Raw genomic sequence first — 21,731 nt, 5'->3', positions numbered from 1 at the left:
TCGGGCGAAGAGGGCGACTCGGCTACCGACTAGGTTCCGACTGTGGGTGTGGCCCTAAAAGCGTTAACTGCTGCATCTACGACAACTTGGGCGTCGCTTCCAGAATCGAGGATCGTATTTCGAGCTGACTCGGAATCGACCTTGACTGCCGTAACGACGAGGCCGTCTGAAGCCTCGGTCGTCAGTAGGGCGTCGACCTGAGCTGCGAAGGCGGAGCCACTCGACTTGGCGTGAACGTCCATTGCCACCACGTGGTTGCTGGAGACGTAGTTGGAGCCCCCCGCCATCAACCGGATGATGACGGGCGTCGCACCCGTGGGGCGGATGCGCTGTGAGTCGATGACCTCGGAGAAGTGGTTACCGATGATCGAGTTGTTGCTGCCGCTGACACAGAGAAGTCCGTAGAGGTCATCCAGTCCGTTGTCGACTCCCAGGAAGGGCGTCCAGGGTTCGAGGTCACGCAAAAAGTGATTCGAGGCCACGAGGTTCTCCGAGCTATTCGCCGCGAGAACCACCATCCCAGGGTAGAACGAATGCAGGCGATTATTGGTGACGCTTGAACGCGTGACTCCGCTGAGATGGACACTGCTCGCACCCCGGGGGAAGATGTTGTTCGCCGTGATCAACAGCCCGCCATGGTTCTCAGCGTAGATCGAGTGGCCTTTAAACCCTGCTCCGATCAGGTTGTCGGTTATCTTCGAGGCCTGTCCCCAGCCACGCAGCTCGATGCAGCTTCCGCATTCAGCAATGAAGTTGTCGTGAATGGAAAGTGCGTCCGCGTTGTAGATCGTGAGAGCATGCTCGAGGTAGACAAATCCCATGCCGTTGATGCGGAACGAATCATTGGCATTCGCGACATAGATGCCCGTCTTGCCGTTGACGTAGGTGTTCTCTGGATGCAACTCCGAGCCATCCGGGGTGAAATGCAGCCCGTCGATGCAGAAGTTCGAGAACTCGACCGAACTGATCCGCGGACTCCCGCTTCGCTCGATGAAGAAAGCTGCGCCTGTGGACTTCGGCTCGTCATCGCCGAGGGGAATGTCGACGAGAATGCGGCTGCCCCCGGGCCACAGTTCGTGCAAGTCGAGCCACTCGTCTTGGGGAACATTGAACCGAATGCTCGACGACGTGAAGCCGTGTCCCGAGCCCTGGATGCTGAGGAAACTGATATCGATCAGCACCTGGGTGCGAAGGTGATAATCCCCGGGCGGAACGTAAATCACCGCACCCGGCTTTCCACCCTTGTTCTCATCGGTGGTCGCCTGCCGGCTCTTAATGTCAGCGATGATGCTGTTGAATACCTCGCCGATGTCCTCGACCGGATTGCCGACGGGCCACTTCGTCACGTCGTAGTAGTTAGCGCTCGACATAGATTCTCTCCTTCGCGTCGTGGCTAGTCACTTCGATCGCTAGTCGGCCATCGACCCAACGGACGGGCTGCGGGTCGGTGATCTCTCCAACCCAACCGCCGTTCTCGTCGTCGTTCCGGAACGCAAGGATCTGCCACTGTCCGGCGCGATCCTGAACCAACCGACCAACGTAGAGTCGCTCGTCGGTGAGTCGGTACGCATCCGCCAGCCGGAATGGCCCTGCCAGGGAGTCCGCGGGAACCGCCCAAACGCCGCCGACGGGATCTTCCGCATGGCGGTCATGCGCCAGTTCAGGTCCAAGGCAGGAGAACAAGCCGACCGGCGTGCCGTCGACTATGGCGGTCTGAACCACTTCGATGTGCCCAAATCCGGCGCCTGGCTCGGACAGCGGCGGCTGAACAGTCCAGTGAGTAAGGTCTGGTGAGGTTGCGTGCCCGATGACCCCTCGGTTATCGGGATCGCCGTGGTTGGCGCGCGCCGTAATCAGCATGTGCCAGTTGTGCTGGTCACGGAACACCCACGGGTCGCGCCAGGCCTGGTCCGGCCACTTTCTCGTTTCGGCAGTTTCATACCAACGGGCATCCGGTTCAAGAATTTGCCTGTCGGGTTCCCGGCTCCACGTGAAGAGATCGTCGGAGACGACGGAGCTAATCCGCTGGTTGAGTCCGCCTTCGGCACGGCTGACCGCCGTATAGAACATTCGCCACGTGCCGTTGTCGTCACGAACTACTGACCCCGTCCACGTTGAGAGGTCGTCGAAGGCCGGGGAATCATCCGGAATGACTGCGTCGGCGTGTTCGGTCCACGTCGTGAGATCTGTAGAAGTCGCGTGCCCGATGGTGGCACGCCAGTGCCGCCGGTCGGGGTCGAGGAGAGCTCGAGACGCTTTCAGGAAGAAGAGGTGGTAACGGTCGCCATCGTCGGCGATCCAGAAGTCCCACACCCAGGACGAGGCCAGTCGAAGCATTTTATGTGACCTTTCCGTTGTCGCGTGGTTTGGAGACTGATCCTCGGATGACTAGTGGGCATTCGAGGCGTGTAGGGGTGTCGGCGAGGAGCTTGTATTCGTCTTCTCCGTGAAGCAGGTGCACGAGAGTTTCGACGGCCCAAGCGCCCATTTCGTAGTGAGGGAGCGCCACCGTGGTCAGGCCAGGGAAGAGGTTTGCGGCGATGAGTTCCTGGTTGTCGAAGCCGACGATCGAGAGGTCGAGCGGAATGTTCAGACCTAGTTCGTTCGCGGCCCTGTAGGCGCCCATTGCCATGCGGTCGTTGTAACAGAACAGGGCGGTTGGGCGGTCGTTCCGAGCGAGCAGTTCTCGAGCAATTTCGTAGCCGGGGAGCGTTTCTGATGGTGCGTGAACGATCAGTTTTTCGTCGAGCGGAATGTTGTGCTGCTGCAACACCTGCGTGTAGCCGACCAGACGTTCGTGTGTAGCCGGCACGTCGTCGTCGTTATTGAGGAAGCCGATGCGTCTGTGACCGGCCTCGACGAGGTGGGTGACGGCGGCGATCGCGCCGCCCACCTCATCCGGTACCACTGCAGGAACGATGCCGGCCCTGTCGGTCGAGTCGATCAGCACGGCAGGCAGCCCCTGCAGGTTCGGAGGGAGGGATACTTGGCGGTGATACATGGTCGCGTAGAGCACCGCCTCCACTTGCCGGTCGATCAGCGCCTGAACGTCGTCTCGATGCGAATCGCCGGATTCGCGCTCAGTGTTGATGATGACCAGGGTCAAGTCGTGTTCGCGGGCCGCATTCTGGGCGCCGAGAATGATCCTGCCCGCGTGAGGAGTGGTAGCGATTTCTTCGCTCAGCAGGCCGATGAGTCCTGACCGGTTGGTGCGTAGCGCTTGGGCCATCCGGTTCGGGCCGTAGCCCAGTGTTTTCGCCGCTTCGCGGACACGCTCTCGCGTCTCGGCCGCGACCCGCATTTGCGGTGTGTCGTTCAGGACGTGGGACACCGTCGTAACCGAAACACCAGCCATTTCGGCGACATCTCGGATCCCAACATTTCTCACTGCCACAGTTCTACTTCTTCCTTTAGGTGCGTAATAATTCCACCGGAGCTGTGATTTTTTTCCATCGAGAGACGGTTCATCCTTTCACGGCGCCGAGAGTGAGACCCGCGACGATGTGACGCTGCAAGGCGAGAGTGAGCAGGATGACGGGGATCGAATAGATCGCAGCGAGCGCGGTCATCCCGCCCCAGTCCAAACCGAACTGGGTCTGGAAATTGGCGATCACGATCGGCGTCGTCTGCGCTCGCACCGAGGTGAGCAGGAGGGAGAAGAGGAACTCGTTCCACGATGCAAGGAAGGCGAAGATCGCTGTGACGGCAAGGCCGCCCGACACTACCGGGATTACGACCCGCCACAATGCTCCCAGACGTGACGCGCCATCAACCCGCGCCGCTTCTTCGAGCTCGTCAGGGACGGCTTCAAAGAAGCTCGCCATCAGCCAGATTGACAGGGGAAGCGAGAGAGTAGTGTGCGCGATAGCAAGGCCCAGAGATGTGTCACTAATTCCGAGAACCCGCATGGTCTCTATAAGAGGGGCTCCCACTGCGATCGTGGGCACCATCCGTGTTACTAGCGCTGCCATGACGAAGACCTGCCCGCTTGGTGTGCGGTACCGAGTGATCGCATAGGCCGCGGGTACCGCGAGCACGAGGGAGAGGGCTGTGCTCAGAACAGCGGTCACCGTGCTGTTCACCAGCGCCGGAACCACCCCGTCCTTGCTAAGTGCGGTCACATAATTCTCTAGAGTCCAGACCGAGGGCAACACAGAGGGCGGCACAGCGATCGCATCGAGCGGAGTCTTGAAGGAAGTAAGTAGAAGGTAAAGGAACGGGAATCCATAGATTAATAGAACAACCGCGAGAGCAACCCACAGGAACAGACGCGAGGAACGCCGGTTCGTTTCAATGCCAATCATTTGTCACTCCCTGGGCGCCAGATTGCATATATCGCCGCGGTGGCAATCACGAGCATTGCAACAAGATAAATAGTCCCCATGGCGCTCGCGAGGCCCGGGTCGCCATAGCGAGTCATGGTTCGGTAGACCAGAAGGCTCAACGTCGTTGTGCTCTCCTGCGGGCCACCGTTGGTTTGGATGAGGATGATGTCGAAGGCGCGAGCCGCATCAATCCCCCGAACGATGAGCGCTACCGCGATCACCGGCCTAAGCAGTGGGATGATGATGCGGAAGAGCATGGTGGAAAAGCGGGCACCATCCAATTTCGCTGCTTCGATTACGTCACTCGGCACATTCTGCAGGCCAGCGAAAAGCACGAGCGTAATGAATGAGGTAGTAAGCCAGACGTCAGGTAGGGCGACCGAGAACAGTGCAATGTTCGGGTCGCTTAGCCATCCGATTTGACTACTCGTTTGCAGGATTCCTGCTTGGCGAAGAAGTTCGTTGATTATCCCGAAGTTGTCGATGAGTAGGAAGCGCCACAACAGACCGGCGACGACGGGTGCGATCATGAGCGGATACATAAAGATGGTGCGGAATACCGCGGAGCGGCTTCCGAGCGAGGCGAATATGAGCGCTACAGCCAGCCCAATCGCAAACTCAAGGGCGACGACGATAACGGTGTAGAGGATCGTGCGGAACGCCGCGCCTTGGAAAGCCGTTGAGGCGAATGCCGCGGCGAAGTTATCGAAGCCCACGAAGATTCGGGGTCCTCCGGCAATGGGTGAGATCTCGTAGAATCCGTTCGAGACGAATCGGATAAGAGGCCACAGTACGAATGCTGCGAGGAAGGCGGCGGCCGGTGCCATCAGCAGCAAGGCGAACCGTCGGTCGGTGAGGCGCACGAGAGCGAGTCCTTTGAACTAGTCGGATGGTGGGGCAGCCCGCGATTAGACGGACTGCCCCAGATTGCAGTGCGAGTTACTGGATGATCGCTTCGATCTGCATCTTGGCGTCTTTCAAGAGCGCAGCGTTGTCAGCACCCGGTTCAACAGCCTTCTGGAGCATCGGCGTGAGTACCGTGTTGACAATCTCCTGCCATTTCGGTGTTGCTGGCCGCGCAAACGTCGCGGGCGAGTTGAGTGTGGCGAGGATTGCTGGGTAGTTCTCCCGACCCTCGACATTCGCCTGCGACTCGAAGGCAGAGATGCGCGAGACGAGACCCAACGATGTGTCTACTGACAATTCGTTGTTTTCGTACGCGAAGGCAATGAAGTCCTTCGCTTCCTGCTGTTTGGTGGTCGCAGTCGGCACGGAGAGGTACCAGGCACCAGGTACGCCTGCAACGCCGCCCGGGCCAGCAATCATGGGTGCGGCACCGATGTTGCCCTTGACGGCAGCATCATCAGGAGTCTGTGTGTATGCGTGACCCCAGAATCGCATCATCGCCAAATTGCCTTGGTAGAAGAGGTTCTGCGCTCCTGCCCAGTCGAGCTGCGAAGCACCGGCCGGGGCGTAAGGAAGCAGGCTCGTATAGAAGTCGAGTGCTTCGAGGTGCTCAGCACTGTCGATAGTCACGTCGCCGCTGGAGGGGTCGAGCACCATCTGAGTCTCGCCAGCCTGGGAGACGGTCGCGAGCCACTCGGTCTCTACCGCGCCCTTGACGTCCGTACCGTAGAGGTCAATCTGTCCGTCGCCGTCGGTGTCGCGAGTGAAGAATTTCGCGACATCGGTGTACTGGGCCCACGTGGTCGGCGCGGCAAGAGGATAGCCGAACTCTGCCTCAAAGTCTGACTTGTTCTTCTCGTCGTTGAAGAGGTCAGTGCGGTAGTAGAGAATCTCGGAGTTGGTGAAGATAGGCATTCCCACGTAGTTGCCTCCCACTTGCGCCTCGGACACGAGGCCGGGGAAGAGGTCTGACTTGACGTCGTCAGTGAACAGGTCGTCGAGGGGGGCGACACCGTCCGCGAAGGCGCTTAGCCAGATCGCGTCAAGTGCGGCAATATCGAACGAGACGCTGCCCGATCCAAGTTCCGTCTGGATTCGGTCGTACAGTCCGTCGTAGGGCAGTTCGACGAGCTTGATCGTCGTCCCGGTCTCTTCCTTATACAAGTCGGCGATTGGCTGGAGCTCGGCAAGCCCGCCACCTTCGACGAGAACTGTCAGTTCGTCAGAGGGACTTCCGTTGGTTCCACCACCGACACCACACCCGGAGAGTGCGAGTGCCGTCACCGACAGGACAGCCGTTCCGAGTACTGCGGCACGTGTACCGCGCATATTGCGAAGCTTCATTACTTCGACTCCGTTCTTTGGTAGCAGTATTGCTACGCACTGTGATTGATATCACCTTAGTGATGATTAAACGTTTTGGCAAAACGTCTTGGCACGATTCTGCGGGAAGAGAATTCCTTTGTCCAGTGCCAAACGGAGCCAAAAAACTTCTCGCTGCTCGGCGGCGGCCGCCCCACATGATTCTGCCGAAGAGCGAACCTCCACGCAGGCCGCCTGCCGAGCGGCGACGCGACACTCAAACCCCCTCACCGGGTAACGCCGTGCCACCTCGTGCCCCCTCGCAACGGCGATGGCAAACTCCTCATCGTGAGCGAATCTGAAGCGTTCGTCTGCGGTCGTAGCGATGTTCTCGATCTCAGAACTCGCCTGCCCCTCGAGAAGAGGTATCGAGTTAATGGAAACGGTCGGTTTGGTCTTTCGTCGGGAAGCCTGATCCAGGGTCGCTAAAGCGGCACCTGCGTCAAACGTGAAAAGAAGGAGCCACCAATTTTACACGTTGATGTGATCTGTAAAGATTGTTTCAACTTTGGATGCGACCTGAATCGTGCGGTTGTCGCGATCCTGGATGGCCGACTTTCGACCGGAAACGTTGTGAAGTGTGGGCAAAATCTGGGGGAAAGAAAAACAGGCCTGACCGTACTCCTTGTGCTGTCTTGAGACATCACAAGCGCTTGGAAACTGCGCCGTTGATCAGGCTGTCAGTGCCATTAGGAAAGAGAAAAAGCGGCTTCAGATCCAGACTTGTGAAGTTGGGTCCCACGCGGCTGCGGGTTCGACTGTGTTCAGGAAAATTGGGTCGAGGAATGTCGAGACTTCAGTGAGCTGATTCTTGAGGATGGCCAGGGTGATGTCCTCAACGTCGGACTTCGTGCGCCACGCGGCCCACTTCTGCTGCGCTATCTCATCGTGACCGCTCAGTGAGACAGAAGGGGCTGACAGCGTGACCCCGCGGTGCTTCGCTACTTCGTCGATCGCCTGGCGCAGTTTCATCGATTCGAAGCTCCGACTGCGGGACAGCGACCGGAGGTCCATGTAGTCGCGCCAGCGTGTGCTCGTGACTCCAGGTTGCAAGATAGTGACCGCCTTCTCCGCGATAACGGTTTCGAGCGCATGTCTCAACAGTGTGAACTCGCCGCCGAGGATGCGCGGCATCGTCATCCGCTGCGCTTCGGGAAACATCGGGTCCCCTGTGCTGATGTCAAGCTTCACCGCTATCCGCGCACTGTGAAGCTGGGCTCGGATATGCACCCTGATGCCGGAATACTCTTTTTCGTCACGAATCTACTCGATACGAATCGGGACCGCCTCGAAGACGACACCGTCGTCCCCATCAGCCCCCGCTACCGCTGCGGCCACCTCCCGGCAGTGTTGCTCATCGAGCACGAAGCCGATTGCTTGCATGTCAACATCCCGCGTCGGCCGCCGAAGACCGTAGCCAGCGAGTAGGACCCAGCCCTCCAGCACGAACGAATCCGCGAAGGTGGACTCCCCCAGTCTCGCCAAAACCTGCTCGAGCACGTAGAGGGTAAGAAGTTCCCGTACTGCGCGACCCTGCTGTCGGGCGATGCGTTGCAGCGCAGCAAAAGTCTACTCCGGGGTCATGTCAGTATCTCCAAGGCGGTTCGCAGTGGGCCGACCGCGCGCGGCAGGGACTGCGCAATAGCGAACAGCTTCGCGGGCTGGGATGCTGGGAGCGTCAACCAATTGCGCAGCGCCTCGATACCGGTCTCGTACCCGACAGTGCCGCGCAGCCTGAACGCGTCGACGATCGAACGCTCAGCCGAATAAAGTCCTATGCTCTGACCTTCGTCCCCGGTCGCAAGCAGAGTGCGACCAATCTCGAACGTGGGCCGGTCAAACACATGCCACTCAACCGCCGCCTGAGTCTTCGCAGGCCGCTGGCCCCGAGCGATCGCAATGTCAGTGCGAGTCGGAATTGCATCGATCAACTCGAAGCGTGCAAGAGCCGACTCCAAACAGATAGTCGCATCAGGACGCCTCCCTGCAATCTCAGCCAGATCAAGGTCAGCAACCGGCAGATCGGTGCGCCGATACAGCCCGCGACTGATCCGCTCAATCTGCTGCCTGTCTAGCAACCGATAGAGCTGGCGCGAGTCGATTCCCGCGCGGCTCGCCTCAGATTGCGAGAACGCTCGCATTGGCAGGCCCGTGGTTGACATGTGCCGAATTTAGCCTACAGATGCATTTAGCTGTAGCTATTTATAGGCGACAGCCCGGAACCACATCAAATGAGGGCCGGTCAGCACACTCGCGCACGACACCTAGTCAAAGTCGAAACCTTTGCAAAAACCCACCCACCCAGGCAAACCAACTCAGATGTCACCTACCGGTGCAGCCGACCCATCCGCTCGCGCTGCAGCCTCGAGGTCATGCGTGACCATCACGATCGAGCGAGTTCCGTCGGCAGCCTTCCGCAGCAGATCGAGCACTCCGCGCCCCGCGACCGTATCGAGTGACCCTGTCGGCTCGTCCGCGAACACGATGTCGGGCTTAGATGAGTAATTCCTATTGCGTTGGGCCGCGGGCCGGTTTTTAGGTCTTGGCGGAGGGTGTTAAACCCTTGGGATGAACAACGAACTCAACACGCTCCTGACCACACTTTATGTCTTCCTCGAGGATCTGGTACTCCTGCGTCTTGGCTTGTCCCGCGCCGGACGCCCGGGACGCAAGCCGGTGCTCTCGGATGCGGAGCTGCTGTGCCTCGTAGTCGCTCAGCATCTGCTCCAGTTTGACTCGCAAGCCCGCTGGGTCCGCTACGCCAGCACCCATCAAGACCGGCGCCGAGAGTCCCAACTCCTGTGACTTTCGAGTCGACCAATCGTTGTCGGATTTATTCTGGGCGAGCGAGCACGAATCAATGAATCGACCGTACTTTTTCGCATCAATGACCACCCTCGCCACCGCCTTAACCTTGCTCAACACAGGCCTAGTCCCGACCGGGCACGACGACGCCGGTCTCATACCCGAGAACGACGGCGTGTATCCTGTCTCGCAGCGCTAGCTTCATCAGGATGTGGCCGACGTGTGTCTTTACTGTCGACTCCGAGAGGAACAGCTCCGCTGAGATCTCGGCGTTCGTCCTGCCCTTCGCAACGGCACTGAACACCTCGAACTCGCGCTCCGTGAGCGCTGCCAGCAGGGCGTTCCGATCGACGGCCGGAGCGCGCGGCGTCGCCGCGTCATGCGGCAACTGGCTGCCGAAGAGATCCAGCATCCGCCGCGTGATCCTTGGGGCAACAATCGCGTCACCCGCCGCCACCGATCGGATCGCCTGGATGAGCTCGGCCGGTCGCGCATCCTTTAGTAGAAAGCCACTCGCTCCAGCGCGGAGCCCGGCGAACGCGTATTCGTCTAGGTCGAAGGTTGTCAGGATGATGACGCGCGTCAGCGGAAACCTCGAAGCGATGAGCGAGGTGGCCTCGATTCCGTCGACTCCGGGCATCCGCACGTCCATGATCACAACATCGGGACGGAGCGACTCGGTGAGCGCCACACCCGCAGCGCCATCGTCGGCCTCACCGACCACGGTGATGCCGTCGACGCTGCGGAGCACCATCGTGAACCCGAGTCGGATGAGTGACTGGTCGTCGACGAGCAGCACTCGAATGTCGGTCTCAGTGGAGTCATTCGGCTGGGTGGTCATCGCGTCTCCTGTGGCTCTTTCGGAAGGGTAGCGCGCACGCGCCATCCACCGCCGGACCATGGCCCCGTCTCGACGGTGCCGTCGTGCACCGCTGCCCGTTCGATCATGCCGGTGATGCCGCGCCCGGCGCCGGATGATCCGGGCTTCGGCGCGGGCCGCTGGCCATCGTTGGTCACGGTGAGAATGGTCTCGGAGTCGGTGAATACCAGTGCAACTTCGACTCTCGTGAGGGCGACGGCATAGCGCAGCGCATTCGTGAGCGACTCCTGCGCTATGCGGTAGACGGTCAGCTGGACGGCAGGGCTGTCAGTGGGCATGCCCGTCTTCGACAGGCGAACGGGCATGCCCGCAGCGCGAAAGCTCTCGACAAGTGAATCGAGATCGGTGTACCCGGGAGTGGGATGCAGCTCTGGGGCGAGCGGCTCATCGCCTGACAGCACGCCGAGCAGGCTACGCATGTCGTTCATCGCGGTTCGTCCCGTATCAGAGAGCCGATCGAGCGCATTTCTCGTCGCCGCGGGGTCGCTCTGCGCTGTCGCGGTCGCCCCGTCGGCAAGCGCAACGATGACCGAGAGACTGTGGGCCACGATGTCGTGCATCTCGCGCGCGATTCGCGAGCGCTCGGCAAGCGTCGCGATCTGGGCGTGGCTGTCACGCTCCCGAGCCACCTGCCGGGCACGATCGACGAGGATGCGCAGCTGCTCGCGTCGCGCGCGCACCAGCATGCCGGTCAAGATAGCGGACAAGCAGAGCATGGGAAGCACGGCGCTAACTTCGATCAGTGAGATCGGGTCGCGATACCTCGCCCCATCGGCCCCGGGCATCGACAACCACAGTCCGATACCGAACAATTCGATGAACGCGAAGCCGAGAAAGCCGAACCATGCGACGCGGGGAGTGCGATATACCGCAACGGCGTACAGCGCGATGGGCACGGCAATGAGGTCGTTGGTGTCGCCCAGAGGCGGGCTGAGTACCGACGCGATGACCGCCACCGCGATGAGCACGGTGACCGGACGATGGCGCCGGAAGACTAGGCACGCCGCCGAGACCGGCACCAGGAGGAGAAGCCAGATCGTCTCCCCGGGCACCCCTGTGACCAGATTGTAGGCTCTCGCGAGCATCAGCGGAATTACATATCCGACAGCGATCGAGATGTCGACAAGCCAAGGGCGTGACTGAAGTAAGCCGATTCTCGAAGGGAAGTCGTCGGCAGAGATGGGATCTGCCCCGGCAGGAGAGGTGACCACCTCTCCTGCCGGGGCAGATCGCGCTCGTTTCACTAGACGTCTTTTCTCTTCAGGAGCACCAAGGCAAGGACGACCGACGTGACCACCCAACCGAGAAAGACCAAGAAGCCCGTCGCAAGCATCGACCAGCCGATCGCATCCACCGGCTGAAGCAGCATCATACCAGCGGCGCTGGGCAGCAACTGGGCCAGCTGCGCAGCGAACTCGCCGGGAATGAGGCCGACGATGCTGGGAACGATGAGAAATAGCCCGAGCACGATACCAGCGCCCGCCGCTGTGCTGCGGACCACCGACGCCACGGCGGTTGACATGACACCGATCAGGCCAGTGAACACTGCCGCACCGACAACCACCTGCGCGAGAATCGGATCGAGAAGGGGTTGTTCGAACCCGTAATGCGCAAGGGTCGGCGCCGTGATCAGCACCGTCGCGACGGCCGCGACGAATCCCAGCACGGTGCCCGCGACACCGCTCAGCAGCAACTTCGCGGTGAGCGCGGGAGTACGGGAGGGAACCGCGACGAGTGTCGCGTTCCACAGTCCCGACGCGCGCTCGGTACTGATCAGGAGAACGCCCAGGATTGCGACGAGCGCGTAGGTGAGCTTGATGTCGAAGCCGATGACCGCGAGCGCGGGGCGGTCGCCGATCTCGCTGAACATCTCGGCCGCGGTGAGTGTCGAGTCGAGGGACGGACCGACCAGGAAGGCATACGCCATGAGGCCGGCGAGACCGGCCCCGCCGACGAGCGCGAGCGCGACCCCCCAGAGGGTGGATCGGATCGTCGTGAATTTGATCCACTCAGACCTCATGACTCGCGCGAAGCTCAGCTGCCCGCGTGCGGGTTGCGCCGCGGCGCCCCCGAGAGCGGGGGAGATGGTGGAGACTGACATGATTCCTGGTTCCGTTTCTGTGAGAGAAGAAGTTGGGGTGGGCGTCGCGTTCATCAAACCGCAGCCCCTGAGGTGAATTCCACCGATGACCGGGTGAGTGACATGTAGGCGTCCTCGAGCGACGCCGTGTGGGTAGAGAGCTCGTGGAGCAGCACGCCGGCGTCTGCCGCGATGCGCGCGATGACGCCGGCGTCGATGCCGATGATCTCTAGCTCATCGTGGGCGACGGTCGTCACGGTGACCGAGGGCGCGGCAAGGGCTACAGCCAGACGCGCAGCGTCGTTAGTGCGAACGAGCACCCGGCTCTTGTCTGCGCCCGCCAGCACCTCGGCGATCGGCGAGTCAGCGATGAGCTGGCCGCGACCGATGACGATCAGGTGGTCGGCACTCATGGCCATCTCGCTCATCAGGTGCGAGGAAAGAAACACGGTGCGGCCGCCGGCCGCCAGTTCGCGCAGCAACTGGCGAACCCAGAGAACACCGTCTGGATCGAGGCCATTGATCGGTTCGTCCATGACGAGGGTGGCGGGGTCGCCGAGAAGTGCCCCAGCGATACCGAGCCGCTGGCCCATGCCGAGCGAGAAGGTGCCAGCACGCTTGTTGGCCACCGATTCCAGTCCGGTCAGCTCGATGACCTCGCGCACCCTCGTGCGTCCGATCCCGTGAGTCGCGGCAAGCGCGAGCAGGTGGTTCTTCGCGCTGCGGCCCGGGTGCACGTGACCCGCATTCAACAACAGGCCGATCTCGTGCAGCGGCGCGCGGTGATCTGCGAGCCGCTTACCGTTGACCCTAGCCGTGCCGGCACTCGGACGGTCAAGTCCGGCGATGGCCCGCATTGTTGTGGTCTTTCCCGCGCCGTTGGGGCCAAGGAATCCGGTCACCTTGCCGGGTTGAACCGTGAATGAAATGTCGTTCACGGCCGTCACGTCGGCAAACCTCTTGGTGAGATTACTAACCTCGATCATGTCTGATCGCCTCGATTTCACGTCTGGAGTTTCGCCTTTTTGAAACTCATCAACCTGACTCTAGGAATCTCCGGACCCTGCGGCATCCCACCAGGGTGCTGTGTTGTCCGCGGCATCCGGTACCGCGGTACTAGCGCGTCTTGATCAAGCGAATTTGGTCTCGCCCAGGCGGCGATCGGTCTATGCACGATTGGGGTCTGTTTCAGTCACGGTTATTCCGGCGGTTTTCGTAGTGGGCTTCCGTGGCCGGCCAGCGGTCTTAGAAGGTGATGGCGAACGCATTCAGGGCGGTTCAGGTCGAAAGTGATCCGGGAATGGAGCAAGAGCCGTACCTCGCGGTACGTCTTGATGGTGTTCCGCGCTCGAGTCTGAAGGTGTCACGCAGTGAGTTTTTGGGTGGTGGTTTGGGCTTGATCCGTCAGCTCGAAAATCGAACATCTGCAGTGCCCAGAATCATCGGCGAAATTGAACAAGAAGACGTTGTTCTCAATGCCGAAATTTTGGAGGCGGATGCACGCCTCAGAGCACCGTTCGCGCACTCCGACGCGCTTGCCTCCCAGCAGGCCGCGAAGGAATCCGAGAAGCGCGCTGAGCCGACAGCTCCAGTTCGTCGGACTGGGCCTGGACCCGAGGTGCCCGGAAACCGACCACAGCCTCCGTCCGCCACTTCGGCACACGAGGTCAGCTGGTAAGAACTGGCACGCTCTAACGTGCCCCACGGTTTAGTTACCCGGAACGGTGTGTGGATCGGGCTCTCTTTGAGAGGCTTCTTCCATGCCCAGACCGTTTCCCGCTGAATTTCGTATGCGAGCTGTCGCGCTCGTTCGTGCCGGTAAGCCGATCACTACCGCTGCCGTCGAGTTGGGGGTGAGCGCGGCGGCAATCCACGCCTGGGTCCGCCAAGACCAGATCGATCGAGGGGAACGGCCCGGAATAACGACGCCGGAGAGCATGGAGTTGGCGAAGGCGAAGAAACGGATCCGCCAGCTGGAAACAGAGGTCGAGATTCTGAAGGTCGCAGCGAAGCTGCTTGGGGAGGATCGTCCGCCCCCAAAAGGATTCACCCGGTAGTCGACGCTCTTATTGAAGCCGGCTACCGGGCCAAAGTTTGCTGCCGGCTTCTTGGTGTCAGCAGCCCCGGCAACTACCGATATCGGAACCGGCCGCTGTCAGCTGCGCAGATGAGGCGGCAGTGGCTGACGGGATTGATCCGCGAAGTTCACACGGCGTCCCGGCAAACCTATGGTTCGAGGCGAGTTCATGCTGAACTCACCCTTGGCATGGGCGTTCGGGTCAGTGAGCGGCTCGTCGCCGTGCTGATGAGCCAGGCCCGGATTGCCGGGCTTCCCGGGCCGGCGAAGGTGAAGCGGCTGCACGGCGTCGCGACCGCTGATGATCTCGTCCATCGCAAGTTTCATCGGCTCTCACCGAACGAGCTCTGGGTCACCGACATCCCGGAGCATCCGACAAGAGAAGGGAAAATCTACTGCTGCGCCGTGATGGACACCTTCTCCCGGAAGATCGTCGGCTGGTCGATCGACAACGCGCAAGACTCGAACCTCGTCGTCAACGCCCTCGACATGGCAATCAAGAGCCGTCAACCCGTCGCCGGCGGAATCGTGCACGCTGATCACGGTGTCCAATTCACCTCCTGGGCGTTCACGAACAAGATCCGAGCTTCAGGCCTGATGCCCTCATTTGGAACCATCGGCGATTGCTACGACAACTCCATGATGGAATCGTTCTGGTCATCGATGCAGATCGAACTGCTGAACCGGAAGAAATGGCGCACCCGTCTCGACCTGGCGAACGCGATATTCGACTACATCGAGATCTTCTACAACCGCCAACGCCGCCATTCTCAGCTCGGATATTCAACCCCTATCGAGCACGAGCTACGCTTCAATCAAACATCCATCCCCGCCTGACCTTCAGACCCGAACGGGTAACCAGGCCGTGGGGCACGTCAAATCAAGATCCTGCGTGCTTCCCCGATCAAAATAGCGCAACGACAGGGCTGCCCCGCCAACCAATCTGATGCCCGCCACCTCACCATCGGCACGTAGTTCAGCGATGAGCTCACGAAGCCCGGCGATGATGTCATCTCGATCAAGAGTGGTTGCCACGATCACACGCTCTCGAACGTCGCGCGCCACGCAAGAACGCCTCGTTTGGCGAACTCGACGGGGACTTCAGCAAGTGCAGGAACAGGATCGGCCGGATCCACTTCGAGAGTTCGGGGAGTACTCAGAAACCGACTCGGGAGGTCGACCCATGCCGGCACAGGGATTCCGTCGTCGCAAAGTCGCCAAGCTACGAGGGCTGCGATCGCCGCATCCCACACCGGGTCGCGAGTTGACTCGGGCTCTGCGAGCCCAAGTATCCCCCGTACAAGTCCGTGCTCGGCCACAAGATTGTCGTTGAGTTGCAGCAGGGCGCGAAGAGCCCTGTCTTTGTCACCGGCGTTGAGTTGTCGACGGATTTCTGTCGCTACCGTTGCTGCGTCATCCCGCCGAGTAGGAGCCGAGTACAGTCGATGCCCGGCCCCAGCAAGCAGCCGGTCGATGGTTTCGAAGCTTGCATCGCGTCCGCGCTCGGACCGAGAAACGCTGCCTTGGTCAATGAGCGAACGAGCCGCAAGCTGTTCTTGGGTAAGACGACGACTCTTCCGGGCGGCGCGGACCAGCGTCGATGCGTTCGCCATGCCCATCACCACCCTCGATCATTATCTTATTTATAGCTTACACGTCATATTTTGCGTGTGCCCCACTCGGATCCTAGAGATTTGGCGATCTCGCCGATTCGGGTCACCCCACCTAAGCAGGGTTTGCCCAGCAGCTCGCGCCTAGTTCTGGATGTGCTCGAAGAGTGCGTCGAAACACATCGGCTATGACGGATTGATGCTGGCAGAACTCGCGTCGCCACCAGACGGCGCCTCGACCTTGGGGTGGTGGTCGGTGCAGTCCGTTGCTTTCAGCTCGACGGTGTGGATGTTGGCTAGCTCAACGGTCGCTGGGTCGTCGGCGTTACGGGCGCTGGTTATGGTTGTGATCCTGATGAATCAATGCAATCGGTTTGACGCCGAATAGTCGTCCGCCCTCGGGCTAGTTTTACTCATCCTTTCGGAGGATTCATCTACTTGCCGACAGTGTTTGAAGCCTATTCGCCCTAACGTGGGGGCATGTTCAATCCACTTCCCAAGCTTCGCTGGCTCGTCGAGCCGTCGTTTGCGATCATCTTCTTCGCCCTCTGGATCGTTGCCGAAATTGGCCGTTCGGGTGGCGCACCCTGGCCAAGTTTCCCGTTCACCGTAGGTTTACTCGCTGCGTCGATTGGCGTCGCACGCAGTTTTCCTAGAGTGGCGCTGGCGCTTACTGGCATTGTGCTTGTGGTTCAGCTCTTCGTACCATCGACACGATTTATTGGGACGACCTGGCCGATCTACCTCGCCGTTCTCATCACCTGCTTGATCATCAGTGCGACCGCAGCAGGACGGGTCCGCTGGCTCTCTCTTCCCGCGACCGCCGGCTACTTCATCCTCATCACGGGCCTGATGACGATCCCCTCCCTTTCGGATGGCTACGGATTGGCGTCCTGGGCAGGAGTGGGGCTTCCCGAAGCTCATATTGTCGGCAACTTCCTTGCAGTTCTGCTGCCAAGTCTTGTGTCAACAGCGGCAGCGTGGTTCATTGGCTTCGGCTTCAGGGCTTCGCGGTTGAAACGAGCCAGCGATATCAAGCTCGGAGAGGCCGAAGGAGAGTTGCGATCTGCGGAAATTGACCTGATTATTACGAGAGAACGTGACCGCATCGCACAGGATGTTCATGACATCATGGCTCATTCGTTAGCTGTGATAATTGCGCAGGCGGATGGTGCGAGGTTCATCGGCCCGTCCCGACCTGGGGTGGTCAATGAATCACTTGAGCGGATCGCCGCGTCGGCTCGAGCATCACTGTCTGAGGTGAGGATGCTGATCGAGTCGCTAGTAGATGACCCGGAGGGTCATTCGAATCCCACCCTCGCGAATCTGGATGATCTGGTGCTGAGGATGTCCGGGGCTGGCCTGTCGGCCACGGTAACGCAGTTCGGCGAGCAAGTCACACTCACTGCCAGTCAGGAGTTAGCGGTTTACCGCATCGTGCAGGAGGGTCTGACAAACGCACTCAAGCACGCCGGTGCCGGCCCGACCGCACGTGTGACGATGGACTGGCGCGGCCCCGGTCTTGCTCTTACGATCGAATCAAGCGGGACTCCCCCGCAACAAACCAACACCGAACCGCACACCATAAAGCAGGGCCGCGGGATCTACGGTATGCGTGAGCGTGCACGACTTGCGGGAGGGTGGCTCACCGCAGGTAGCGAAGCGGATATACCGGGGGGATACTTGGTTACCGCCTTCGTGCCGACAGCGTGGAGTCCTACGCCAACCGTCGAAGCAGAGATGGCTACGATGCCACAACAGGGTACGAGTACACAGTGACAGTCATCCGAGTCGCGATCGCCGACGACCAGCAACTCTTCTGCTCCGGTATCCAGATGCTCATCGAATCGCAGGCAGATCTCGAATTCGTCGGAGCCGCATACGACGGAGAAGCCGCCATCGTTCTTGCACAAAGTGCTCGCCCCGACGTGATTCTGATGGACATCCGGATGCCAATCATCGACGGCATCGAAGCGACCACACGCATTCTTGGCACCCAAGAGGGCCAACCGAAAATCATCATGCTGACGACCTTCCAGCGCGACGAAGCTGTTATTCGCGCTATTCGCGCCGGCGCCGAGGGCTTCCTAATGAAAGACACCACACCAGAGTTCGTTCTCGCATCCATTCGCACGGTGCACGCTGGTCACTCCGTGATCGCACCCAGTAGTACTGTCGACCTCATTCGGCAGCGCACAAACCGAACCAATCGGGAACCAGCCGAAGAAGCGATCGCAGTTCTCTCCGCTCGCGAGAAAGAAGTATTCCTCCTCGCAGCGCGGGGACTCAGCAACGCAGAGATCGCCCAAGCCGCCTATATCAGCGAATCTACGGCCAAAAGCCACATCCGAAGCATCCTGGCGAAACTAGCGCTCACGTCGCGAGTGCAAATAGTGGCGCACGCCTACGAAAACGGGTTACTTAGTTGAGCCATGGACCCCGCCTCCGCCCGTGACGACTCCATTCAGCATCCCCGACATCATATTTTGGCGAGTCCGTTGCAGCGGCAGATGATGTCTCGGAGCATCGCGAACTGCTGCGCCTCCGACCCCTCGATCAGAGGTCAATAGGTCACTTCGATGCGGCAGACCAAATCCCAAGCAAACACTGAGCCGGGACGAGTCGCAAAGGCCGCATCTCGGCCGAAATGCGGCGCAAAACTTTTTGAAGTGTGGGCAAAGTGTGGGAAAAATGTGGGCAAACGAAAACAGGCCCGACCACACTCTGCGAGAAAGTGCTGGTCAGACCTGCTTTTTTTGGTGCGCCCGGAGGGATTTGAACCCCCGGCCTATTGATCCGTAGTCGAAAACCATTCCCGCAGAACTATGCGGAAGTGCCCAAAATTGCTGCAAAACACTGGTGACTGGGCGCGACTCCGATGCCGCGAGTTGACTGGGGTGCTCCCCAAGTGTGGGTGAAATGTGGGCACGGCTAATCTGACTATTTCTCGTGTCATGTATTATTCCAACGCGAGACCCCCTACGTCGTGCCACAACGCGCTCTGTCGACTGACCGGAGACGGATCTCAGTATTATCAACTGCGACCTCACGCTCCGTCGCCAACGAAATCGCCATTTTGGTTGCTGCTGTTCTCAAGGAGGACGATAAAGCTGCTTTTGTGGAGCAACCACTTCCGGCCGACTCGCCACCCCGTTGGGGCAAGGCTCCCGGCTGCAAGCCACTTGTATACCGTTTGCTGTGTCTTGCCGAGCAATACAGTCAAATCTTCGATTGTAAGTTCTTCGGGATACCCCTCAAGGAACCTAGTCGGCGAATGCACCTTCGATGATTCCGCGCCGCTCTCAGCCCACGCCTGAACCTCCTCTTTATAGATAATCCACGCATCAGCGATGCGGTGCGCGGGGATTTTGCTGCTATTGAGCAGCCGCCAGACTGTAACGCTGGAGACGCGAGTGATCCCAGCGACCTCTGCAACGCTCAGCACCTGAGGGAACCGCATCCAATAATTCTCGTCAGGCATGAGGCGACCCAGGTGGACGGACAAGACAAGAAACGACAACCTCAACGTGAAGACTGAATTCCTCGTTGTAGTCGAAACGTACTGAGACCGACACTGCCAACCATTTCTTCGCACAAATAGAGCTTCTAGTCCCTGCATTATGTCGCGAAGTAGCGCGCGAGCCGGGGAAAGGCGCAGTAGGTTCCGAAACGCATGCGCACACATTCGGTTATGGCACCGCTCATTTTACCGCCCGCACATTGCACCCCATAAAGAGGCTAGTGATCGTTTTTACGTTTTATAAGGGCAAAACAGTACTTAATGCAGTATTATCACTACTAAAGAGTTAGGCAGCAGTGGTTGTCGCTGACCCAGACGATGTGGACGACGTAAGTGGAACTTAGCGTCTACCCCCCAGACTAGGGTGGTACGGACGTTATGCGAAGAAAACTCGAGCAGAGGCTCCCGTATTTCTTCGTTCAAGGGAGAGTTTTAATGGCGAAAGAGCGCACCGAGGAACAGAAAAAAGTCCGACGACTGGTCGCGTTGATTTTGGCCATGCTCCTTGGGTTCGCCGCGGTGGGGGCAATCATTTGGTCGTTGGCTTTGCTGGGGACTGACCGGGATAAACAGCCTTCTGATTCTGTTCCTAGTGGAACAGAAACGTCACCAGCTCCGCCCACCGAGGGTCCGGAAGGACCACGAAGCGAAGTGGTCGACCCCACAGTGACCGAACTGGGTCTCATCGCCCAGCCCATCACTTCCGACATTCAGCAGTACGCGCTTGAAGCCGCTAAAGCGCTTGTGACAGTCGACTCTACAAAGGTCGACCGCAAGAAGTTCAAGGAATACATCGCCGGGTGGATCGGACACGACCAGCGTTACGGAACCGACCTCTCCGAGCTGGAGGGCGTCAGGGATGATCGGCTTAACGAGATCTACAGCCGAATAATCGGCGACTCCTCACGGTGGGACCTTCTCGCTCGAGATGACTCGATCCTAGTCGGGAAGCCCACTGGCGTCGTAAAGATGGACTACGACCACGTCTCGATTTCCGCAGGCTCCTTAGAAGACTCGATCAGCATCGATCTTCACACCGTCACTGTCGACCTGGATATTACGACCACGGCAGAGCAAAGCGGGAACCCGATCGAGGTCGTGAAGCCCCTGAGCGTATCCATGCAGATCCAGTGCGAAGGCTCCTACCCCGTGCCGCCCACGACGCAAGTTCCCGGGAACTGCACCGTAATCCGTTACTTTCCTGAAGTTTTCAACTGATGGCGGCGCCTGTCGTCGTAAAGCTCGCCGTTTCATTGGGTCTGAAACCCGCATTGCGGCTACTCGTAGTGGGCTTAGCGGGAATCGCTGGCGCGTTGTTGCTCTCGCTTCCGCTTCTCTTGGGAGTCGTCAACGCGACCCCCGCGACTACTCCGCCGGATAACGCCACTGGTGGGCCGCTGATTGTGGGCGAGTGGGGCGCCCCCCAGAGCGGATATTTTGAGACGGCAGCATTCGGATACCCGGACCGCTCCGACTGCTTCGTGTGTTCCGAGTTTCACAAGGGGATCGACCTGTCTGCGGGTTGCGGCAGCCCTATCTACGCCGCTGGCCCTGGAACTGTTGTCGCCGCCGGGTGGAACTCCGGCGGTTACGGCAACTGGGTCAACATCGATCACGGTGGCGGGTACGTCACCGTTTACGGCCACATGGTCAATGGCGGCGTCTTGACCACGCTCGGCAAGACCGTGCAAGCCGGCGACCAGATCGGCATCGAGGGCACAACCGGCCTCTCCAGCGGTTGCCACCTGCACTTTGAGCTCAACGTCAACGGGCAGCCTGTCGATCCCCGACCCTTCATGCTGCAGCACGGCATCTCCCTCTAACTCTCCGACCAGGAAAAGGAAAATAAATGATCCACCTCGCAGTAGAACTGATCGGAAGCCTCCCGGCTGATGTGACAGTGCCGCCCATCGCTCCCGATTTCTCCGCACCTTTCATGGTCGGAGTCCAAACAGTCGTTTCCTACATCCTGGGCGCTGCCTTGGTAATTATGTTCGGCGTGCTGATCGTCGCCGTAGCTTCCTTGGGGTTCAAGTCAATCGTTCCAGAACGGATGCAGAGCTGGGCGGGAGAGAACGTGGCCACCGTAGCAATCGCCACGATCATCCTTGGCAGCATCTCCGGCATTTTTGCATGGCTCGTCAACTTCAACTTCGGATTCTAAAA

The 21,731-nt window shown here is 59.7% G+C and carries 21 protein-coding genes and 4 pseudogenes; 8 read left to right on the top strand and 17 right to left on the bottom strand.

The window, feature by feature from the left end:
* Nucleotides 1-29: 29 nt before the first annotated feature.
* The 10 genes and pseudogenes from AADH44_RS01685 to AADH44_RS01640 form a co-directional block, all read right to left on the bottom strand.
* Nucleotides 30-1,370, bottom strand: coding sequence for a right-handed parallel beta-helix repeat-containing protein (locus AADH44_RS01685; RefSeq protein WP_341953690.1), 1,341 nt, complete (start codon nucleotides 1,368-1,370; stop codon nucleotides 30-32).
* Nucleotides 1,357-2,337 (bottom strand): glycosyl hydrolase family 32, encoded by a 981-nt coding sequence (locus AADH44_RS01680; RefSeq protein ID WP_341953689.1) that lies wholly within the window; start codon nucleotides 2,335-2,337, stop codon nucleotides 1,357-1,359. Before AADH44_RS01680 ends, AADH44_RS01685 begins: the two co-directional genes overlap by 14 nt.
* A 1-nt stretch (nucleotide 2,338) precedes the next feature.
* Nucleotides 2,339-3,394: a LacI family DNA-binding transcriptional regulator gene (locus AADH44_RS01675; RefSeq protein ID WP_341953688.1), complete on the bottom strand. Its 1,056-nt coding sequence runs from the start codon at nucleotides 3,392-3,394 to the stop codon at nucleotides 2,339-2,341.
* A gap of 70 nt (nucleotides 3,395-3,464) precedes the next feature.
* Complete coding sequence (locus tag AADH44_RS01670) at nucleotides 3,465-4,304, bottom strand: carbohydrate ABC transporter permease (RefSeq protein WP_341953687.1); 840 nt, start codon at nucleotides 4,302-4,304, stop codon at nucleotides 3,465-3,467.
* On the bottom strand, nucleotides 4,301-5,188 hold the full coding sequence (locus AADH44_RS01665) for a sugar ABC transporter permease (protein WP_341953686.1): 888 nt from the start codon (nucleotides 5,186-5,188) through the stop codon (nucleotides 4,301-4,303). The genes AADH44_RS01670 and AADH44_RS01665 overlap by 4 nt, the downstream gene beginning before the upstream one ends.
* 76 nt (nucleotides 5,189-5,264) lie before the next feature.
* Nucleotides 5,265-6,575 carry an extracellular solute-binding protein gene (locus tag AADH44_RS01660; RefSeq protein ID WP_341953685.1) on the bottom strand — a complete coding sequence of 437 codons (1,311 nt, stop codon included), beginning with the start codon at nucleotides 6,573-6,575 and terminating at the stop codon, nucleotides 5,265-5,267.
* Between the two features lie 66 nt (nucleotides 6,576-6,641).
* Nucleotides 6,642-7,025 (bottom strand): annotated as a pseudogene (locus tag AADH44_RS01655) (Fic/DOC family N-terminal domain-containing protein); the annotation flags it as partial.
* 279 nt (nucleotides 7,026-7,304) lie between these two features.
* Nucleotides 7,305-8,093, bottom strand: a pseudogene (locus tag AADH44_RS01650) (nucleotidyl transferase AbiEii/AbiGii toxin family protein).
* Nucleotides 8,094-8,173: 80 nt separating this feature from the next.
* Nucleotides 8,174-8,755, bottom strand: coding sequence for a type IV toxin-antitoxin system AbiEi family antitoxin domain-containing protein (locus AADH44_RS01645; protein ID WP_341953684.1), 582 nt, complete (start codon nucleotides 8,753-8,755; stop codon nucleotides 8,174-8,176).
* 153 nt (nucleotides 8,756-8,908) lie between these two features.
* Nucleotides 8,909-9,076, bottom strand: coding sequence for a hypothetical protein (locus AADH44_RS01640; protein ID WP_341953683.1), 168 nt, complete (start codon nucleotides 9,074-9,076; stop codon nucleotides 8,909-8,911).
* 85 nt (nucleotides 9,077-9,161) lie between these two features.
* On the opposite strand from AADH44_RS01640, the pseudogene AADH44_RS01635 reads away from it, so the two are divergent.
* Nucleotides 9,162-9,356: pseudogene (locus AADH44_RS01635) on the top strand (IS982 family transposase); the annotation flags it as partial.
* Between the two features lie 166 nt (nucleotides 9,357-9,522).
* Here the strand turns inward: AADH44_RS01635 and AADH44_RS01630 are convergent.
* The 4 genes from AADH44_RS01630 to AADH44_RS01615 are packed head-to-tail and all read right to left on the bottom strand — an operon-like array spanning nucleotide 9,523 to nucleotide 13,344.
* Complete coding sequence (locus AADH44_RS01630; protein WP_341953682.1) at nucleotides 9,523-10,239, bottom strand: response regulator transcription factor; 717 nt, start codon at nucleotides 10,237-10,239, stop codon at nucleotides 9,523-9,525.
* On the bottom strand, nucleotides 10,236-11,522 hold the full coding sequence (locus AADH44_RS01625) for a histidine kinase (protein WP_341953680.1): 1,287 nt from the start codon (nucleotides 11,520-11,522) through the stop codon (nucleotides 10,236-10,238). Before AADH44_RS01625 ends, AADH44_RS01630 begins: the two co-directional genes overlap by 4 nt.
* Nucleotides 11,522-12,379, bottom strand: coding sequence for an ABC transporter permease subunit (locus tag AADH44_RS01620; protein WP_341953679.1), 858 nt, complete (start codon nucleotides 12,377-12,379; stop codon nucleotides 11,522-11,524). Before AADH44_RS01620 ends, AADH44_RS01625 begins: the two co-directional genes overlap by 1 nt.
* Nucleotides 12,380-12,432: 53 nt before the next feature.
* The gene (locus AADH44_RS01615) at nucleotides 12,433-13,344 is read right to left on the bottom strand and encodes an ATP-binding cassette domain-containing protein (RefSeq protein WP_341953678.1); all 912 of its coding nucleotides are present in this window, start codon (nucleotides 13,342-13,344) and stop codon (nucleotides 12,433-12,435) included.
* A 266-nt stretch (nucleotides 13,345-13,610) separates the two neighbouring features.
* On the opposite strand from AADH44_RS01615, the gene AADH44_RS01610 reads away from it, so the two are divergent.
* Together AADH44_RS01610 and AADH44_RS01605 are read left to right on the top strand one after the other, a co-directional pair.
* Entirely contained in the window at nucleotides 13,611-14,036 is a 426-nt protein-coding gene (locus AADH44_RS01610) for a hypothetical protein (RefSeq protein ID WP_341953677.1), read from the top strand.
* An 82-nt stretch (nucleotides 14,037-14,118) separates the two neighbouring features.
* Nucleotides 14,119-15,272, top strand: a pseudogene (locus tag AADH44_RS01605) (IS3 family transposase).
* Nucleotides 15,273-15,275: 3 nt separating this feature from the next.
* Here the strand turns inward: AADH44_RS01605 and AADH44_RS01600 are convergent.
* Both AADH44_RS01600 and AADH44_RS01595 read right to left on the bottom strand, forming a co-directional pair.
* Nucleotides 15,276-15,470: a hypothetical protein gene (locus tag AADH44_RS01600; protein ID WP_341953676.1), complete on the bottom strand. Its 195-nt coding sequence runs from the start codon at nucleotides 15,468-15,470 to the stop codon at nucleotides 15,276-15,278.
* Nucleotides 15,471-15,472: 2 nt separating this feature from the next.
* Nucleotides 15,473-16,048 (bottom strand): helix-turn-helix transcriptional regulator, encoded by a 576-nt coding sequence (locus tag AADH44_RS01595; RefSeq protein ID WP_341953673.1) that lies wholly within the window; start codon nucleotides 16,046-16,048, stop codon nucleotides 15,473-15,475.
* A gap of 477 nt (nucleotides 16,049-16,525) precedes the next feature.
* On the opposite strand from AADH44_RS01595, the gene AADH44_RS01590 reads away from it, so the two are divergent.
* Together AADH44_RS01590 and AADH44_RS01585 are read left to right on the top strand one after the other, a co-directional pair.
* Entirely contained in the window at nucleotides 16,526-17,824 is a 1,299-nt protein-coding gene (locus tag AADH44_RS01590; protein ID WP_341953672.1) for a histidine kinase, read from the top strand.
* Entirely contained in the window at nucleotides 17,821-18,474 is a 654-nt protein-coding gene (locus AADH44_RS01585; protein ID WP_341953671.1) for a response regulator transcription factor, read from the top strand. Before AADH44_RS01590 ends, AADH44_RS01585 begins: the two co-directional genes overlap by 4 nt.
* 617 nt (nucleotides 18,475-19,091) lie before the next feature.
* Here AADH44_RS01585 and AADH44_RS01580 read toward each other — a convergent pair.
* A complete protein-coding gene (locus tag AADH44_RS01580; protein WP_341953670.1) occupies nucleotides 19,092-19,526 on the bottom strand; it encodes a helix-turn-helix domain-containing protein in 435 nt (144 codons plus the stop codon).
* Between the two features lie 474 nt (nucleotides 19,527-20,000).
* Here AADH44_RS01580 and AADH44_RS01575 point away from each other — a divergent pair, with 474 nt between their 5' ends.
* The 3 genes from AADH44_RS01575 to AADH44_RS01565 are packed head-to-tail and all read left to right on the top strand — an operon-like array spanning nucleotide 20,001 to nucleotide 21,729.
* Nucleotides 20,001-20,783, top strand: a complete 783-nt coding sequence (locus AADH44_RS01575) for a hypothetical protein (protein WP_341953669.1) — start codon at nucleotides 20,001-20,003, stop codon at nucleotides 20,781-20,783.
* Complete coding sequence (locus tag AADH44_RS01570; RefSeq protein ID WP_341953668.1) at nucleotides 20,783-21,388, top strand: M23 family metallopeptidase; 606 nt, start codon at nucleotides 20,783-20,785, stop codon at nucleotides 21,386-21,388. The genes AADH44_RS01575 and AADH44_RS01570 overlap by 1 nt, the downstream gene beginning before the upstream one ends.
* Before the next feature lie 26 nt (nucleotides 21,389-21,414).
* Nucleotides 21,415-21,729 (top strand): hypothetical protein, encoded by a 315-nt coding sequence (locus tag AADH44_RS01565; protein WP_341953667.1) that lies wholly within the window; start codon nucleotides 21,415-21,417, stop codon nucleotides 21,727-21,729.
* Nucleotides 21,730-21,731 lie beyond the last annotated feature (2 nt).

This window comes from Salinibacterium sp. TMP30 (assembly GCF_038397785.1).
Classification (GTDB): domain Bacteria; phylum Actinomycetota; class Actinomycetes; order Actinomycetales; family Microbacteriaceae; genus Rhodoglobus.
The sequence above is the reverse complement of the archived record's forward strand: the minus strand, read 5'-3'. Positions and strand labels throughout refer to the sequence as shown.

Excerpts from the sequence above, each read along its gene's own strand:
- AADH44_RS01685 (WP_341953690.1), bottom strand. The coding sequence starts at position 1,370 with ATGTCGAGCGCTAACTACTACGACGTGACGAAGTGGCCCGTCGGCAAT.
- AADH44_RS01680 (WP_341953689.1), bottom strand. The coding sequence starts at position 2,337 with ATGCTTCGACTGGCCTCGTCCTGGGTGTGGGACTTCTGGATCGCCGAC.
- AADH44_RS01670 (WP_341953687.1), bottom strand. The coding sequence starts at position 4,304 with ATGATTGGCATTGAAACGAACCGGCGTTCCTCGCGTCTGTTCCTGTGG.
- AADH44_RS01660 (WP_341953685.1), bottom strand. The coding sequence starts at position 6,575 with ATGAAGCTTCGCAATATGCGCGGTACACGTGCCGCAGTACTCGGAACG.
- AADH44_RS01645 (WP_341953684.1), bottom strand. The coding sequence starts at position 8,755 with ATGTCAACCACGGGCCTGCCAATGCGAGCGTTCTCGCAATCTGAGGCG.
- AADH44_RS01630 (WP_341953682.1), bottom strand. The coding sequence starts at position 10,239 with ATGACCACCCAGCCGAATGACTCCACTGAGACCGACATTCGAGTGCTG.
- AADH44_RS01620 (WP_341953679.1), bottom strand. The coding sequence starts at position 12,379 with ATGTCAGTCTCCACCATCTCCCCCGCTCTCGGGGGCGCCGCGGCGCAA.
- AADH44_RS01615 (WP_341953678.1), bottom strand. The coding sequence starts at position 13,344 with ATGATCGAGGTTAGTAATCTCACCAAGAGGTTTGCCGACGTGACGGCC.
- AADH44_RS01595 (WP_341953673.1), bottom strand. The coding sequence starts at position 16,048 with ATGGCGAACGCATCGACGCTGGTCCGCGCCGCCCGGAAGAGTCGTCGT.
- AADH44_RS01590 (WP_341953672.1), top strand. The coding sequence starts at position 16,526 with ATGTTCAATCCACTTCCCAAGCTTCGCTGGCTCGTCGAGCCGTCGTTT.
- AADH44_RS01580 (WP_341953670.1), bottom strand. The coding sequence starts at position 19,526 with ATGCCTGACGAGAATTATTGGATGCGGTTCCCTCAGGTGCTGAGCGTT.
- AADH44_RS01575 (WP_341953669.1), top strand. The coding sequence starts at position 20,001 with ATGGCGAAAGAGCGCACCGAGGAACAGAAAAAAGTCCGACGACTGGTC.
- AADH44_RS01570 (WP_341953668.1), top strand. The coding sequence starts at position 20,783 with ATGGCGGCGCCTGTCGTCGTAAAGCTCGCCGTTTCATTGGGTCTGAAA.
- AADH44_RS01565 (WP_341953667.1), top strand. The coding sequence starts at position 21,415 with ATGATCCACCTCGCAGTAGAACTGATCGGAAGCCTCCCGGCTGATGTG.